We start from the raw sequence: 16,298 nt of genomic DNA on the forward strand, positions 1-16,298 counted from the left end.
CTACCGCCCCCACTGCCATTCCATGCTGACGCCGACCCGCTCACCGGCCTCGCGGTCGCCGGTCTCGGCTTCCAGCTTGATACGTGGCGTCAGATCCACCCGCACCCCGACGCGGGAGGAGCCGGATTCGGCGCCCTGCCGCACGCCGACATAGACGCCATCGGCGACATAGCGCCCGGCCTCCAAAGTCGGGCCGCCGCGCTGTTCCGCCTCCGTCCGCCGTGCCGCCGTCTCACCGCCGCCGCCCACCGCCAGCCGGTCCAGGCCCAGCGTCTGCCGCACCCGGTTCAGCACGCCGGTGGCGCCGCCGCCGGCGAGGCCCGTGGCGCCGGCGATGGCTTCGGCGATCTGCGCGATCTCGAAGGGCGACAGCGCGCTGATCGGCCGGTCGAACAGCAGCCGGGCGAGCACCTCATCCTGCGGCAACTCCGGCGTGGAGGAGAAGGTGATGACCGGCAGGCTCGGTGGGCCGGTGACGGTGGCGCGCACGGTGGTGCCGCCGGTCTGGCTGGTCGCCTCGAAATCCAGGTCGGGGATCAGCCCGCCGCTGAAATCGAGGCGTCCGCGGCTGAAGGTGAGCCGCCGGGCCAGGATCTGGAACTCACCGCGCACCAGCGCCAGCCCGCCGGTGATCTCCGGGCTGCTCAGCGTGCCGCCGATACCCAGGGAGCCGCCAAGCTCCGCATCCAGCCCGCGCCCCCGCACGAAGACGCCACGCGGCGCTTCCAGCCGCAGGTCGAGCGCGATCGGCAGGGCGGAGCCGCCGCCATTGGCCGGGCCGTTGCCGTTGCGGCCATTCGCCGTCGGGCGTGACGGCGGCAGCGCGCGGCCGGGCACACGGCCCACCTCGGTCACCGGGCCGAGGCTGCGGACCGTGCTCGGAAGCTGGTCCGGGATGCGGATATCGGCGCGGCGCAGCCGCAACGGCCCGCTCAGCCGGGCGCCGGTCGAGAGCATGCCGGTCAGCGCCAGCTCGGCATCCAGCGTGGCGGTGATCAGGTCGGAGGAAACCGGCTGCGCCGCCGTCGCACGCAGCGCCAGGTTCACCGGCATCCCCGCCGTCAGCGGGTCCACCGTGCCGTTCAGCCCGATGCGCCCCTGGCCGGCGGTGTTACCCGTCAGATCCACTCGAAGCTGCGGCCCGGCGGCGGAGATGGTGCCAGCAAGCTGCGTCAGCGCCACGCCGAGCACGGCATTGCGATAGGACCCGCCCGCCAGTTGCGCCTGCCCGCCCAGCACAGGATTGGCGACCGTGCCGCCGGCACGCAGCGCCAGCGTCAGGCGCCCGGCGACGCGGTCCGCACCGGCTGCCAGCAGCGGCGCGGTCAGCGCGCCGAGATCGGCCTGGCCATCGAGCGACCCCTCCAGCGGCCCCTCCGGCCCGCGCGGCAGGTTGGCGGTGGCGGTCAGGCGGGTGGCGTTGCCGGCATTGGCGGTGGCACGGCCGGAAATGGCGCCATCCGCGCCGCGCCGGCCCTCCGCCTGGATCTCCACCGCCGGCAGGCCGCGCGCCCAGGCGGCTGTGGAACGCAGATTGCTGACGCGCAGCGTGCCGGCGACCTCGGGCGCACCGCCCGGGCCGGTGATCCGTACATCGCCCGCCACCGCGCCGGTCGGCGCCACATCGGGCAGCAGCGCGGCCAGGGTCGCCAGGTCCGGGATGGCGATGCGCGCACGGATATCCGCGCGGGCATTCGACCAGCTGCCGGCCACATCGACCGTGCCGCCGCGGCTGCTGGTGAGCGACAGCGCCGCCACCTCCACCGCGCCATCGGCACGCAGCACGATCCGCGCCGGGGCGGCGAGACGGGCGGTCTCGCCCTGCGCCGTGCCGCGCAGCGCGGCGAGTTCCAGAAGCTGGGCGCCGTCGGGCTGGCCGGTCAGCCGGCCACGCGCCTCGATCTCGGCCTCCGCCACCACGCCCGCCACGGCGAAGTTCAGTGCCGCAAGCGTGCCATCCACCGTCGCCGTCAGGCGCCGCACCTCGGTGCCGGAGGCGGATAGCCGCGGGACCTCAAGGCGCAATTCGGCCTTCTGCTGGCCGTTCTGCGCCGCCAGCGTCGCATCCACCCGCAGCGATCCGGCCAGCGGAACGCCGGCAACCGGCGAGAGCGGCGCCAGATCGGCCACCGCCAGCCGGGCGGTGCCGTCGAAGATGGTGGTGGCGAGATCCAGCACGCCCTGCGCCACAAGCTGCGCCGGGCCGAGGCTGGCCGTCGCCGCCTCCAGCCGCAGCCGCCCATCCGCCTGCGGCCCGCCGCGCACATCGAGCGCCAGCGGCAATCCCTGGAAGCGGCCAGTGGCCTGGGCGTTCACCGCGGGGGCGGAGGCCGGGCTGGCGATGCGTGCCTCCAGCGCCAGCGCCTCCAGCACATGTCCCGCAACTTCCAGCCGGTCGGAGGCCGCCTGCACCACCAGGGTCGGGTCGCCGATCGGCCCCTGCGCTGTGCCGGTCAGCCGCAATGCACCTGCCACACCCGGCGCCGCGCCCTCGACCGAGGCGAGATCGACGCCGAAACGCAGGTCCAGCGTCTCCCCCACCAGCCCGCTCGCCTCGGCCCGGATCGCGGCGCCCTCGATAGTGAGCTGGCCGATGCGGTCCGGCGCCGTGGCCCGCACCGCCAGGCGTGGCGAGGCGCCGAGCAGGGTGGCAAGCTGCGCCTGGGCGGAGGTGAAGCCACGCGCCGCCAGGGTGGCGTCCACCTGCGGCGCCGAGAGCGGCCCGGTGACGGTGCCGCGCAGGTCCAGCCCGTCCCAGCCCACAATCCCCGGCGGCAGCAGCGCCGCGAAGGCCCGGGACCCGGCGAGCGCGGCCTGCACCGCAAGGTCGGAGTCCATCATGTCCCCGGCGATGCGGCCGCTTGCGGCGATCTGGCCGGCGGCGCCCTCCACCCGCAGGGCGCGCAGCGCGATGGCGCCATCCGGCCCGCGGCTGGCGTCCAGCACCAAGGCCAGCGGCCCGGCCAACCCGGCCAGCGGGCCGTCCAGGAAGGCGCTGGCGTCGGCGGTGCCGCGCAGCTCGGCGCCCAGATTATCCATGTCCGGCGCGCGCACGGTGCCCGAGATGTCCAGCGCCAGCCCCGGCCCGGCCTGTGCCTGCAGGACCAGCGCTGCGGCCTCGGCCGGCCCGTCGAGCGTCAGGTCCAGCACCACCGGCCGATCGGGCTGGCCGATCAGGCGCGAGACCGGCCCGCCAGCGGCATCGCGCAGCCGGATTTCGGCGGAAAGCCGCCCGGTGGCCGGGCGCAGCGCGGCCTGCAGGGCCAGCGAGGTCGCACCCTCCGGCGCGGTGATGTTGAAGGTGCTGGTCAGCCCGGCCGCATCCAGCAGGGCCATGCCCTCCGCCCGCAGCAGCGTGGCCTCGCCAAGCACCGGCGCCGCCAGCTCGATCCGCGCCACCTCCAGCCGGTCGAGCTGCAAGGCTACCGGAAGCTGCGGCAGTTCCGGCAGCAGCGGGCCGGCCGGTGCATCGGGCTCATCCGGCCCGCCGGGCGGCAGGCGGTGCAGCGCGAGGCGGGCGGCCGAGAGCAGCGTGATGTGGGCGCGCCGGTCCAGCAGCGCCATCGGGTTCCAATCCAGCTCGGCATCGTGGATCTCGAGCCAGATGCCCTGCTCATCCGCCATGGCGATGCGGCTGATGGCCAGCCGGCCGGGCAGGGGGCCTTGCAGCCCTTCCAGCGTCAGCCCGGGGACGAAGGACTCCACAAGGCCGGCCAGCCGCGTGCGGCCGCCTTCCGTATTCGCATACAGCAGCCCGCCGCCCACCAGCAGCACCGGAAGCAGCAGCAGCGCCAGCACCAGGCCCAGCCCCCAGCGCAGCCAGCGGCGGCGGCGGGGTGGCGGGCTGGGCTGCGCCTCAGAAGGCCTGGCCAAGTCCGACATACAACCCATACCCGTCATCGCCGTCCTGCTTGTTCAGCGGAATGGCGACGTCCAGTCGCAGCGGCCCGATTGCCGTCGCGTAGCGAACGCCCAGGCCGGCGCCCATGCGGACCTCGTCGAAGCTCGGCGTTTCCGTCTGCCCGATCGACCCGGCATCGAGGAACGCCACCATCCCCAGCGCGCCGGAGACGCGCTGGCGGATCTCGACCGAGCCTTCCACCAGGCTCGACCCGCCATCCGGCCGGCCCCGCGCATCGCGTGGGCCGATGCTCTGATAGGCATAGCCGCGGACGGAGCCGCCGCCGCCGGCATAGAACCGCTTGTCCAGCGGCACCGCGCGATCCGCGCCCACCAGGGTGCCGACCGTGCCGCGCAGCGCCAGCACCGTGCCGCCCGAGCCGGCCAGGTCGAAATAGGTTCGCAGCGTGCCGATGCCGCGGACGAAGCCGCCGCCCTCCGCGATATCGGCATAGGGCACGACATTGATGGTGCCGCGCAGGCCGCGGCGCGGGTCCAGCGGGTCATCCGTGCTGTCATAGCGCGCACCCATCACAAGGCCGGCCAGGGTAAAGGCGCTCATGTCGCCATCGCGGCCGATGCGCCCGGTCTCGAAGGTCGGGCCGGACTGCAGCACCCAGCGCTTGCCGAAGGGACGCTCCAGCAGGGCCGAGGTGGTGATCGCGTCGCGGTCATAGGCATCCAGCCTCTCCCGCAGCGCGGCGGCATCCAGCACCAGGGATGTCCGGCCATCGATCAGCCCCGGGCGCCGCAAATTGGCGCCGATGCGATAATTGGCGTCGCGCGTATCGCTGCCGAGGCGCGAGACGGAGGCCTCCGTCCGCAGCAGCTCCGCATGGCCGAAGACATTGCGCCGTTCGTAATAGACCGTGGCGGAGGGGCCGAAATTGGTCTCATAGGCCAGGGTCGCGCCGGCCGCATTGCGCGGACGGTCCGTCATGGTGAAGGTGACGGGCAGGCGCCCGGCCGCGTCCAGCCGTTCCCCGGCCCGGGCGCGGACCGTGTCGAAGGCGCCCAGCGCCAGCAATTCGCGGCGCGTGGCTTCCAGCGTGGCAGGCGCGTAGGGCTGGCCGGAAAGGCGGTTGGTGATCCGGGCGATCAGCCGCTGGCTGACCGCGGTATCGCCCGCGATTTCGGGCGGGGCGAAGCTTGCGGCGGGACCGGGGGCGAGAATCCAGGTGACATCCATCGCCTGGACCTCGTGGTTCACCAGAACCTCCCGGTCCACCACCGAGGCCAGCGGGTAGCCGGCGATTCGCAGCCGGCTCAGCAGATCGGATTCGGCATCCAGCACCGGCCCGGTACGGGCCGGGGCGCCGGTCTCCAGCCCTTGCGGCGCGCCGAGTGCCTGCACCGCGGCGGCGCCGGCGGGCGCTTCCGGGCGCAGCGTGATGCGGCGCAGCGTGTAGCGCGGGCCGGGAATGACACGAACCTGCACCGGCACGGGCGTTGTCGTGCCGGCCGCCAGGCGCTGGCCCAGGCCCGGGGCATCGGCCGGGCTGCCGGCGATGATGATCTCGAACTGAGCGGACCAGTAGCCCTCCGCCCGCAGGACGGCATCGAGCAAAGGCGCCTCGCCCAGCGCACGGGCGACCAGGCCATAGGCATCCACCGGCGCCTCGTCCGCCAGGCGAATGAGGCGAGAGGCCTCGCGCAGCGGTTCGTCCAGCGCCTCCACACCGGTCGGGGCCAGCGTCGTGACGTAGGGCAGCGTTCCCGGAACGGGAATCTCCGCCGGCGCCACATCGGGCGCGCGGGGTTGTCCGCCTGGCTGGCCGCCGGGCTGGCCGAGCGCCGGTGCGCCCAGCAGGGGCAGGGCAACCAGGACGGGAATAAGGAGGATTGGTCTCAGAATCTGTCTCACTCAGTCAGGAAGCGTCCGAAATGGCCGCCGGTTGCACGCGGCGTGCGAATGACCCGGCGATCAGGTCGGGGATGGAGGATATCGGCCGAAGCAGCTAGCTTTACAGCATGGACATCGCATTCGCCGAGACGCTGACAAGCTGGCGCCGCCATCTGCACGCCAACCCCGGGTTGACCCTGCATGAGCAGGGCACCGCCGCCTTCGTGGTCGCCCGGCTGCGGGAGATGGGCGTCACCGAGATCACCGAGGGCTTTGGTGGCCATGGCGTGGTCGCGACATTGCGGCGCGGCGGCGGCAACCGCAGCGTCGGCCTGCGCGGCGACATGGACGCGCTGCCGATCCAGGAGGTGAACGAGTCGCTGCCGCATCGCAGCACCGTCCCCGGCGTGATGCATGCCTGCGGCCATGATGGCCACACCACGGCGCTGCTCGGCGCGGCCAAGCTGCTGCTGGCGGATGGTGGCTGGACCGGCACGGTGCATCTGGTGTTCCAGCCGGCGGAGGAAGGCGGCGGCGGCGCCCGCAGCATGATCGCGGATGGGCTGTTCCAGCGCTTCCCGATGGACCGCATCTTCGGCTGGCATAACTGGCCCGGCCTGCCGGCCGGCACCATCGCGGTGCATGACAAGGCCGTGATGGCGGCTGGCGCGCGCTTCGAGATCGGCTTCGACGGCCACGCCGCCCATGCCGCCCTGCCGCATCTGTCGCGTGACCCGATGGTGGCCGCGGGCCATTGCATCGTGGCGCTGCAGAGCATCGTCGCCCGCAACCTGGACCCGCTGGCCGGCGGCGTGGTGAGCGTGACCATGGTCGAGGGTGGCGAGGCGCAGAACCAGATCCCGGCGCGCGTCGTGCTGAAGGGCACCGCCCGCTGGCTGGCCGATTCGGCGGGCGAGGCGATCCGGGAAGGCCTTCACCGCGTGGCCGACGGCATCGCCGCCACCTGCGCCGTGCGGGCTGAAATCGGCTGGCGCCAGGGCGTCGGCGTCACCGCCAACAGCCCGGCGGAGCGCGACCTGGCCGCCGCCGCCGCCGCCGAGGTGGCCCCCCTGCGCCGCGACCTGCCGGCGGCCATGACCGGCGAGGATTTTTCCTGGTTCCTGCAGGAAGTGCCGGGCGCCTTCGTCTGGATCGGCAACGGCCCAGCAGAGGGCGGGCGCGAGTTGCACAACCCGCATTACGACTTCAACGATGCGGTGCTGCCGGTGGCCAGCGGCTTCCTGGCGCAGGTGGCGAAGCGGGCGCTGGGCGGCTAGCCCAGCACCCCCTTCAGCCAGGCGCCGCCTTCCGCCGCCGCCTTCCTTGCGGCCGTGACATGGTTCAGCGAGCGCAGGAAGCCATGCGCCGTGCCGGGAAATAGCGCCTGCTGCACCGGCACGCCGGCTTCGCGTAGCGCGTCACCCATCGCCAGATTCTCCGAGCACAGCACATCCAGTTCAGCGATATGTAGAAGACAGGGCGGCAAGCCCTTGAGATCGGCCAGAAGCGGCGCCGCCAGCGGGTTCAGCCGATCGGCCGGGCGGGGCGCGTAGCAATTCCAGTAGAAGCGCATCTTCTCCCGCGTCAGGAAATAGCCATCGGCGAATTCCTTGTACGACGGCGTCTCAAGGTCAGCGTCGAACACCCCGTAATTCAATAATAATCCGCGCAGCTTGAGGTCAGGGTCGGTGCGCCGCAGCAGCAGCGCCACGCCCATCGCCAGGTTGGCGCCGGCGCTGTCGCCGCCCACCACGATGCGGCTGGGGTCCAGCCCCCATTCGGCGCCATGGGCCGCCACCCAGCGGACCAGTGCGGCACATTCCTCCAGCGCCTGGGGGAAGGGTGCCTCGGGGCTCAGCGCATAGTCCGGGCCAATCACGACGCAGCCGGCGCCGGCGGCGTATTCGCGCATCAGGCGGTCATGCGTGTCGATGCTGTTCCAGACCCAGCCGCCGCCATGGATGTAGATCAGCACCGGCAGCGCGACCGGACCCGGCGCCCCTGAACCGGGCCGGTGGAGCCGGCATTGCACGCGCCGGCCGCGCAGCGGCAGCCAGCGATCGGCGCTTTCGGCCATTTGCGGCCCACCGGCCGAGAGCGGCACGTTCAGCGCCTCGGTCTGCGCCCGGGCCTGGTCCAGCGGCAGGGTCAGGGTGATGGGCGGCAGCTTGGCGCCCTCCGCCTCCATCATCGCATTGAAGGCAAGCATCTCCGGGTCCCAGCGCGGGTCTTGGGCGGGCATGGTGGTTCCCTTCATCGATTTCGCGCTATCGGAGAACCGATCGCGCCGCGCGGCAAGCCCATCCGGCTTGTTGTTGGCGCGCACACAGCCCATGGTGCGCTGCACAATGAGCCTTTCCACCAGCCTGGCCCAGCATTCCGCGGTGCGCTTTCGTGAGCAGGCGCTCTACCGCCCGCGCCATGTGCTGTTGCTGGCCGACCCCGCCATGCCCGCCTCCGCACCGCTCGCGCGCAATCTGCGGGAAGGCGGATTCACCGGCACGCTGACCGAGGCCGTGGACATCGCGGCGGTGGCGCAGGTGCCGGATCTCGCCGTGCTGTCCCTGGCGCCTGCGGCGATCGAGCCGGCGATGGCGGCGCTGTCCGCGCGCGGCTGCCACGCCGTGGTGGTGCCCGGCCCGGCGCCGGGACTGACCGAAATCTCCCGCCGCACCGGGGTGCGGGCCTTGGGGCAGGGCAGCTTCGGCATCTGCGTGCCGGGACTCGGGCTGAACGCGTCGCTGTCCCACCTGGCACCGCGCAAGGGCAGGCTGGCGCTGGTCGGGCAATCCTCCGCGCTCACCCGCGCCGTGCTGGATTGGGCGGAGGCGGAGGCGGTGGGTTTCAGCCATGTCATCGGCATTGGCGAGAATGACGATCTCGGCTTCGCCCATGCGCTGGACTGGCTCTCCCGCGACCCGGGCACCGGCGCCATCCTGCTGGAACTTCGCCGCATCAAGAATCGCCGCATGTTCATCTCGGCGGCCCGCGCCGCGGCGCGGATGCGGCCGGTGGTGGCGATCCGCGCCGGTGGCAGGCTGGCCGACCCCTCCGGCACTTCGGATGCCGTGATGGATGCGGCGCTGCGCCGCGCCGGCGTGCTGCGGGTGGAGGGGCTGGATGACCTGCTCTCGGCCGCGGAGACTCTGGCGCGGGTGAAGCTCGCGCAGCATGCGTCCACGGGCGGCGGCATCGCGCTGGTGTCCAACGCCACCGGCCTCGGCCTGCTGGCGGCGGACCGCGTGCTGGCCGGCGGCGCGAAGCTGGCGGAATTGCCGCCGGAGGCGTTGGCGGCGCTGGAGATCGGGCTGCGTCCCGGCTGGCACGGCGCGAATCCGCTGATCCTCGGCCAGGGCTCCGCCACGGCGCTGGGCGAGGCCGCTTCAATGCTGGCGGGGCTGCGGCAGGTGGATGTGGTGGTTGCGCTGCACGCCCCGGTGGCTGGGGAGGATGCGGGAACCATGGCCGCGGCGCTGTCGGCCGCCGCCAAGGCAACCCGTGCCGCGCCGATCCTGGTCTGCTGGGCCGGGCAGGCCACCGCCGGCGCGCAGCGTGGTGGCCTCGCCGCCGCCGGCCTGGCCGTGTTCCCGACCCCCGAAGGCGCCGTGCGCGGCGCGCTGCATCTGCTGCAGGACCGGCAGAACCGCCTGGCCGCCGCCGAACTGCCGGGGCGGGAGGTGCTCGCCCTGCAGCCCGACCGCGCCGCCGTCACCGCGCTGCTCGCCCGCGCGCGGGCGGAGGGACGGCTTTCGCTGACCGAGGATGAGGCGCTGGCTGTGCTCGCGGCCTATGGCCTGCCGGTGGTGCCCGGCCGCGTGGCCGCGGATGTGGCGGCGGCGGAAGCGGCGGCCAGCGCGCTGGGCTTCCCCGTCGTGCTGAAGCTCCGCAGCCCCGATATCGGCCGCAAGACGGAGATCGGCGGCGTCGCGCTGGGCCTGCGCAACGCACAGGCGGTGCGGGAGGCGGCGGAGGCGATGCTGGAGCGTGCGGCGCGCGAAAGGCCGGCGGCGCGGCTGGCCGGCTTCCTGGTGCAGCGCCAGGCTGGCTGGGGCACCGCGAACCGGGTGCAGGAATTGCGCATGCGCCTCGGCGATGACGCCATGTTCGGCCCCTTCCTCGGTTTCGGCCTGGGCGGCACCGCGGCGGATGTACTGGGCGATGAGGGGTTCGACTTGCCGCCCCTGAACCAGACCCTGGCCCGCGGCCTGATCGGGCGAACCCGCGCCGGGCCGCTGCTGGCGGGCTACCGCGACCATCCGGCGGTGGACCTCGATGCGGTGGCCGGCGCGCTGGTGCGGCTTTCCCAGGTTGCGGTGGATTTTCCGGAAATCGCGACGCTTGGCGTCAACCCGCTATTTGCCGATGCTGCCGGGGTGATGGCCGCCGACGCGTCCTGCCTGCTGCGCCCGGCGGGCGAGATGGCGCTGCTGGCCGTGCCGCCCTATCCGGGGGAATGGGCAGCGTCCTGGACGGCGAAATCCGGCGAGGTGCTGATGGTCCGCCCGGTGCGACCCGAGGATGCCGAGGCGCATGCCGAGATGTTCCGCCGCCTGACGCCGGAGGATGTGCGCTGGCGCTTCTTCAGTCAACTCCGGGAACTGCCGGCGGTGCAGGTCGCCCGGCTGACGCAGATCGATTACGACCGTGAGATGGCCTTCGTCGCCATGCGCCGCCGCGCCGATGGGGCGGAGGACATGCTCGGCGTGTCCCGCCTGATCCGGGAGGCCGATGGCAGGTCGGCCGAATTCGCCGTGGTGGTGGACCGCGCCATGAAGGGGCAGGGCCTCGGCCGGCACCTGATGCAGCGGCTGTTCGACTGGGCCGCCGCCACCGGGATCGAGGAGGTGGTCGGCCTGATCCTGAGCGACAACGTGCCGATGCTGAGCTTCATGCGCGCACTGGGCTTCACAACACGACGCTGCGCGGAGGATGAGGATGTGGTCGAGGCTCGGCGGCGGGTGTCCGCACCGGTCTAGACCTTCTTCCGACCGCCTCGGCTGACCGCCGGAACCCTCAGCCGGCCGTGGCGCGGATCAGTTCCCGTACCCGGGCCGCCGCGGCGGCGCCCTTCATCGCGTCGCGCCAGGCGACCTCCGCCACGCGCTGATGCGCCGCCACCGCCTCATCCGCCGCGGTGATCGAGCCGACGCCGAGGCCGCCATTGGGCGGCGTGTCCGCGGCGAAGGGGGAGGAGACGACATGCGCGCGCTCGCGGCCGCGCATGACCATGAAGCCGCCGGTCGGCTCGGTGCCGCTGGCAAGCCCGATCTGCACACCGATCGGCACGCTTTCCATCATCACGGCGATCGCCTCGGCCTCCGCCCGCGCGGCGGCGAGGCAGCGCTGGCGGGTGCGCTCGGGCAGCGTCATGCCGGCGGCGACACCTTCCTGGAGGAAGCGACGCAGCGCGGCCTCACCGAGAATGGCGATGATGGTCGGGCGGCGGGCGGCGTGCAGGCGCTTGCGGGCGGCGAGCAGGCCGAGCGCCTGGTCCGCGCTGGCGCGGGCCTGAAGGCGTTCCGGCGCGGCATCCGCCGCTTCCGTCCAGGCCTCGCCGACGGCGCCATCGAAGGCATCCGTCGTGGTCTGGTAGCAGAAGGCGCCGCCGACCATCAGGATCTGGTCCGCCTGTTCCTCGACCTGCCGCAGCCGTTCCTGGAAGGCGAGGGGGCGGGCGAAGTATTCCACCCCGATGCCCAGCAGCGACAGCGGCGAGATCTTCAACAGCTCGGCCAGGCGCCGGATCGTGTCCAGCTTGATGACCTCGCCCTTCTCGTACCGATAGAGCGCGGCGCGGGAGACGCCAAGGCGCGCCGCGATTTCCTCGGCGCGGAGGCCGGATTCGAGGCGATAGGCTCGCAATTGCTGCCCTATGTCCGCGAAACGCATGCAATCCCCCGTTGGTCCCGTGAACAAGATACAACCCTAAAGCCGGAGACAGAATCTCAGGGATCGGGCCGGTGATGTCAAAATGCGGGACAGACGCGCCGAACGCAACGCCGAAAACACGGAAAAATTGTGGCGGGCCGCGAGCGGGTACCCTCAAGAGTTGTGGACACCCTGCGACGCTGCGCCTGCGGCGCGTGTCGGCCGGCCTGGCGGGTCAGGGGGCGCAGCCCTGACCCGCCGCTCCGCGTCTTTTCGCTTCAGGCGTCCGGGGCAACCTTGTGGGCGGCCAGTGTTTCCAGTGCCTTAACCATACCAGAATGGTCATCCGCTGCGCCGCCCATTGCGGCACAGGCGGCGAAAAGCTGCGCGGTGGAGGCGGTGTTGGGCAGCGCGACGCCCAATTCCTTGCCAGCCTGGAGCGCCAGATTCAGGTCCTTCTGATGCAGTTCGATGCGGAATCCCGGCGCGAATGTGCGCTTGATCATCCGCTCGCCATGCAGTTCAAGTATACGCGAGGTTGCCAAGCCACCCATCAGTGCCTGCCGCACCTTGGCCGGGTCGGCGCCCGCCTTGCTGGCGAAGACCAGCGCCTCACCCACCGCCTCGATCGTCAGGGCGACGATGATCTGGTTGGCCACCTTGCAGGTCTGGCCTGCGCCGGTCTCGCCCACCAGGGTGATGTTCTTGCCCATTGCCTCGAACAGCGGCCGGGCGCGCTCGAAGGCCGGCTCGCTGCCGCCCACCATGATGGTCAGGCTGGCATTCTTGGCGCCCACCTCGCCGCCCGAGACGGGCGCATCCAGGTAGTCACAGCCCTTCTCCGCGACTCGGGCAGCGAAGGTCTTGGTGGCGGTCGGGCTGATCGAGGACATGTCGATCACCAGCTTGCCGGGTGCCAGGCCCTCCGCGACTCCGCCGGCGCCGAACAGGGCTGCTTCCACATCGGGGGTGTCGGGCACCATCAGGATGATGACCTCCGCCGCCTTCGCCACCGCGGCGGCATCCGGCAGGATGGTCAGCGCCGCGCGCAGTTCGGCCGTCAGGCTGGCGCGGTCCGGCGCGCAGATCTCGTGGCCGGCGGTCTTCAGGTGCAGCGCCATGGGCTTGCCCATGATGCCGAGGCCGATGAAACCGATCTTCATGGCGTGTCTCTCCGTTCGGGGTGTTCAGGTGGGGGTGATCAGGTCAGGGCGGCGGCGGCGGTGAAGCGCACGCCGGCGGTCTCGAGGCGCGCCTGGCTTTCCGCCAGCGCATCCTCCGGGCCGAGGCGGGCGCAGGCATCCGCCACCACCCAGGTGTCGAAGCCGAGGCTGGCCGCATCCTCCGCGGTCCAGTCCACGCAAAAGGGCCGGGTGATGCCGGCGATGAAGACCCGCCGCACGCCGACCGCCCGCAGCCATTCGGCGAGGCCCGTGCCGGTGCTGCGGTCGTTCTCGCGGAAGGCGGAGTAGCTGTCGATCGCCTGGCGAAACCCCTTGCGCAGCACCAGCACCACCTTGGACTGGTCGAGGCCCGGATGGATCGCGGCGCCCGGCGTGGCGCGCACGCCATGGTCCGGCCACAGCACCTGCGCGCCGTAGTCCAGCCGCACCTGGTCGTAGGGCGCCCGGCCGGGGTGCTGGGAGGCGAAGGAGGCATGCGCCGGGTGGTGCCAATCCTGCGTCACCACGGCACGCGCGACTGGCCCGGCCAGGATGCGGTTGATCACCGGGATCACCGCCTCCGCCCCCGGCACCGGCAATTCATCCGGGCACAGCTTCATGAAGGTCGGCTGCGGGTCCACCACCAGCAGCAGATCCTCCACCGGGTGCAGCGCGCCTGGCATGGCTCAGCCCTTGTAGGGCGCGAACCAGCCGAGGCCGGCCACCGTCTCGCCGGCCGGGCGGTATTCGCAGCCGATCCAGCCGCGGAAGCCCAGCGCATCGATCTTCTCGAAGACGAAGGGCCAGTTCACCTCGCCGGTGCCCGGCTCGTTGCGGCCGGGATTATCCGCCACCTGCATATGGGCGATCAGCGGCAGGTGCTTCTCCACCCGCTTGACGATGTCGCCCTCGGTGATCTGGCAGTGATACAGGTCGAACTGCATGCCGATCCTGTCGGCGCCAATCGCCTCGATGATCGCCGCGGCCTGGTCGGTGGTGTTCAGGAAGAAGCCGGGGATGTCGCGGTGGTTGATCGGCTCGATAACCGGCTTCACGCCGGCCGGCTGCGCCAGCTCCGCCGCCCAGGCCAGGTTGGCGGCCAGCGTCGCCGTCATCGTGTCATGCGGCACGCCCGCCGGGGCGAGGCCGGACATCACATGGATGCGCGGGCATTGCAGCGTGGCGGCGTAGTCCAGCGCCTTCTTGAAGCCTTCCCTGAATTCCGTCTGGCGGCCGGGCAGGGCGGCCTGGCCGCGCTCGCCCTTGTTCCAGTCCCCCGGCGGGCCGTTGAACAGCACCTGGGACAGGCCGTTAGCCTTCAAACGCCTGGCGATCTCGGCGGCGGGAAAATCATAGGGAAACAGGAATTCCACGGCCTTGAAGCCGGCCTTGGCCGCTGCCTCGAAGCGATCGAGGAAGGGCAGCTCGGTGAACATCAGGGAGATGTTGGCAGCGAAGCGCGGCATGGCAGTGTCTTTCCTGGAGTTTTGCCCTGGGGGGTTTCGCGGGTGATGCCTTGGCCCCCGCCGGGGGGCAAGCCCGCCGCGTGCCTGCGGGGTGATGCGCGGAGTAGGTGCACCCGGCCGGGGCTTCGGCTAAGTCTCGATTCCCACACCGGAGCCAGCATGAGCCAGGAATCCATCCGCCCCGCCCGCCTGCTCGGCCTGGCGGCGCTGTTCGCGCTGGGGCTCGGCTGTTTCTGGGTGATCAAGCCCTTCATCTCCGCCCTGCTATGGGCGGTGATCCTGGCCTACACCACCTGGCCCGCCTTCCGCATGCTGCGGGAGAAGACCGGCCTCGGGCCGGGTTCCGCCGCGCTGGTCATGGTGACGGTGGAATTCGTGCTGATCGGCCTACCCCTGGTCTTCGCCACGCCGACGACGCGGGAGGAGATCGAAGGTCTCCGGGCCGCCTTCGAGCGTTCGCTGGTCACCGGCCTGCCGGAGCTGGCCACCTGGCTCGGCGGCCTGCCCTTCGTGGGTGAGACCTTCCGCGGCCTGCTGAGTGGTTGGGATACCACTTTCGCCGGGCTGTTCGAGACCATCAGCCCCTATGCCGGGCAGATCGCGAGCAGCGCGCTGGCGGTACTGCTGGCCGTGCTGTCCGGCCTGGCGGAACTGATCATGGCGATCTTCCTGGCCTTCTTCTTTTACCGCGACGGCCCCGCCATGGCCGCCCATGCCGAGGCGGTGATGGAGAAGATGGCCGGGCCCGGCACGCGCCGGCTGATCCTGCTGACCGGCAACGTCACCCGCGGCGTGGTCTATGGCCTGCTGGGCACCGCCGTGCTGCAGGGGGCGATGACGGTCTTCGGGCTGTGGATTGCCGGCGTGCCGCAGCCGGTGCTGCTGGGCGTGGTGGCCGGCGTGCTGTCCATCCTGCCGGTTGGGGCGCCGCTTGTCTGGGCGCCGGCCGCGATCTGGCTGTTCACCCAGGGGGAGACGGGCTGGGGGCTGTTCATGGCGGTGTATGGCGCGGCGGGCATTTCCTCGGTGGACAATGTCATCCGCCCCTGGCTGATCAGCCGCGGCGCCGACCTGCCGCTGCTGCTGACCTTGCTGGGCGCGATCGGTGGCGTCATCGGCTTCGGCATCCTCGGCCTGTTTCTTGGGCCTGTTCTGTTGGCGGTCGGCTTCACCCTGCTGCGCGATTGGGCAGGCAATGGTGCGGCGACCAGCCTGGTCGGTCCGAAGACTTGAATTCGGCCTTCCGCCGGCGTTTGCATCACGATATGCACGAAGGCTTGCAGGCAGGCTGGCGGGCAGGTGGGCGCAACGACCCACCGCCCCCCAGGAATGGGAGCTCGGGGATGATGCGAAGACTGCTTCTGGCGGCCGCCGCCATTGTTGCGCTGGGGGTGACAGCACCAGCGCCCGCCACGGCACAGACCGTCCGCTGGACCGCCAGCGGCGATCCCAACACCATGGACCCCCACAGCCAGAATGTCGGGACCGTCACCATGGTGCTCCAGCAGATCTATGATCCGCTGATCGCCCGCAACCCGGACCTGTCGCTGCGCCCGGGCCTCGCGCTGTCCTGGACCCAGGTGGAGCCGACGCGCTGGCGTTTCGTGCTGCGCGGGGATGTCAAATTCCATGGCGGCGAGGCGTTCTCCGCCGATGACGTGGTCTTCAGCATCGGCCGCGCCCGCCAGCCCACCTCCAATTTCGGCATCTTCGTCGATACGATCGCCGATGTGGTGAAGGTGGACGAGATGACGGTGGACGTCGTCACCCGCGTCCCGGACCCGATCCTCCCGAACAAGTTCGCCTCCGTCTACATGATGTCGAAGGCCTGGTCCGAGGCGAACGGGGCGGCCCGCCCGCAGAACACCAGGGCGCGGGAGGAGATGCACACCACCCGCAACACCAACGGCACCGGCGCCTTCCGCCTCGAATCCCGGGAGAATGACGTTCGCACCGTGCTGCGCCGCAATGCGGACTGGTATGGGTGGCGGGAGCAGGATGCGGCCCGTTCCAACGTGCAGGAAATCATCTTCCGGCCAATCTCCTCGGACGCCACGC

General features: G+C 71.6%; 11 protein-coding genes. 4 read left to right on the forward strand and 7 right to left on the reverse strand.

Going from position 1 to position 16,298, the window contains the following annotated elements; genetic code table 11:
* Together Q8S40_RS10910 and Q8S40_RS10915 are read right to left on the reverse strand one after the other, a co-directional pair.
* Complete coding sequence (locus tag Q8S40_RS10910) at nt 1–3,873, reverse strand: translocation/assembly module TamB domain-containing protein (RefSeq protein WP_305670408.1); 3,873 nt, start codon at nt 3,871–3,873, stop codon at nt 1–3.
* Nucleotides 3,857–5,764, reverse strand: coding sequence for an autotransporter assembly complex family protein (locus Q8S40_RS10915; RefSeq protein WP_305670409.1), 1,908 nt, complete (start codon nt 5,762–5,764; stop codon nt 3,857–3,859). The genes Q8S40_RS10910 and Q8S40_RS10915 overlap by 17 nt, the downstream gene beginning before the upstream one ends.
* Nucleotides 5,765–5,871: 107 nt before the next feature.
* Here Q8S40_RS10915 and Q8S40_RS10920 point away from each other — a divergent pair, with 107 nt between their 5' ends.
* Complete coding sequence (locus Q8S40_RS10920) at nt 5,872–7,020, forward strand: amidohydrolase (RefSeq protein ID WP_305670410.1); 1,149 nt, start codon at nt 5,872–5,874, stop codon at nt 7,018–7,020.
* Here Q8S40_RS10920 and Q8S40_RS10925 read toward each other — a convergent pair.
* Complete coding sequence (locus Q8S40_RS10925; RefSeq protein WP_305670411.1) at nt 7,017–8,105, reverse strand: alpha/beta hydrolase; 1,089 nt, start codon at nt 8,103–8,105, stop codon at nt 7,017–7,019. The genes Q8S40_RS10920 and Q8S40_RS10925 overlap by 4 nt on opposite strands.
* Here Q8S40_RS10925 and Q8S40_RS10930 point away from each other — a divergent pair.
* Nucleotides 8,092–10,719 (forward strand): GNAT family N-acetyltransferase, encoded by a 2,628-nt coding sequence (locus tag Q8S40_RS10930; RefSeq protein ID WP_305670412.1) that lies wholly within the window; start codon nt 8,092–8,094, stop codon nt 10,717–10,719. The genes Q8S40_RS10925 and Q8S40_RS10930 overlap by 14 nt on opposite strands.
* 37 nt (nt 10,720–10,756) lie before the next feature.
* On the opposite strand, the gene Q8S40_RS10935 is transcribed toward Q8S40_RS10930, so the two are convergent.
* The 4 genes from Q8S40_RS10935 to otnI form a co-directional block, all read right to left on the reverse strand.
* Complete coding sequence (locus Q8S40_RS10935; RefSeq protein ID WP_304814721.1) at nt 10,757–11,632, reverse strand: helix-turn-helix domain-containing protein; 876 nt, start codon at nt 11,630–11,632, stop codon at nt 10,757–10,759.
* Between the two features lie 257 nt (nt 11,633–11,889).
* Nucleotides 11,890–12,774: a 2-hydroxy-3-oxopropionate reductase gene (locus Q8S40_RS10940; protein WP_371136827.1), complete on the reverse strand. Its 885-nt coding sequence runs from the start codon at nt 12,772–12,774 to the stop codon at nt 11,890–11,892.
* 38 nt (nt 12,775–12,812) lie between these two features.
* Nucleotides 12,813–13,457, reverse strand: coding sequence for a nicotinamidase (locus Q8S40_RS10945; protein WP_305670413.1), 645 nt, complete (start codon nt 13,455–13,457; stop codon nt 12,813–12,815).
* Nucleotides 13,458–13,460: 3 nt separating this feature from the next.
* Nucleotides 13,461–14,240, reverse strand: coding sequence for a 2-oxo-tetronate isomerase (gene otnI, locus Q8S40_RS10950; protein ID WP_305670414.1), 780 nt, complete (start codon nt 14,238–14,240; stop codon nt 13,461–13,463).
* A 159-nt stretch (nt 14,241–14,399) separates the two neighbouring features.
* Here otnI and Q8S40_RS10955 point away from each other — a divergent pair, with 159 nt between their 5' ends.
* Together Q8S40_RS10955 and Q8S40_RS10960 are read left to right on the forward strand one after the other, a co-directional pair.
* Nucleotides 14,400–15,473, forward strand: a complete 1,074-nt coding sequence (locus tag Q8S40_RS10955; RefSeq protein ID WP_305670415.1) for an AI-2E family transporter — start codon at nt 14,400–14,402, stop codon at nt 15,471–15,473.
* 113 nt (nt 15,474–15,586) lie between these two features.
* A partial coding sequence (locus Q8S40_RS10960; RefSeq protein WP_305670416.1) for an ABC transporter substrate-binding protein occupies nt 15,587–16,298 on the forward strand: 712 nt, incomplete at its 3' end.

The sequence above is a fragment of the Falsiroseomonas sp. genome, from assembly GCF_030695085.1.
In the GTDB taxonomy this organism is placed as follows: domain Bacteria; phylum Pseudomonadota; class Alphaproteobacteria; order Acetobacterales; family Acetobacteraceae; genus Falsiroseomonas.

What these genes read in the sequence shown, in the direction of transcription:
- Q8S40_RS10920 (WP_305670410.1), top strand. Translation starts at nt 5,872, where the DNA reads ATGGACATCGCATTCGCCGAGACGCTGACAAGCTGGCGCCGCCATCTG.
- Q8S40_RS10930 (WP_305670412.1), top strand. Translation starts at nt 8,092, where the DNA reads ATGAGCCTTTCCACCAGCCTGGCCCAGCATTCCGCGGTGCGCTTTCGT.
- Q8S40_RS10935 (WP_304814721.1), bottom strand. Translation starts at nt 11,632, where the DNA reads ATGCGTTTCGCGGACATAGGGCAGCAATTGCGAGCCTATCGCCTCGAA.
- Q8S40_RS10940 (WP_371136827.1), bottom strand. Translation starts at nt 12,774, where the DNA reads ATGAAGATCGGTTTCATCGGCCTCGGCATCATGGGCAAGCCCATGGCG.
- Q8S40_RS10945 (WP_305670413.1), bottom strand. Translation starts at nt 13,457, where the DNA reads ATGCCAGGCGCGCTGCACCCGGTGGAGGATCTGCTGCTGGTGGTGGAC.
- otnI (WP_305670414.1), bottom strand. Translation starts at nt 14,240, where the DNA reads ATGCCGCGCTTCGCTGCCAACATCTCCCTGATGTTCACCGAGCTGCCC.
- Q8S40_RS10955 (WP_305670415.1), top strand. Translation starts at nt 14,400, where the DNA reads ATGAGCCAGGAATCCATCCGCCCCGCCCGCCTGCTCGGCCTGGCGGCG.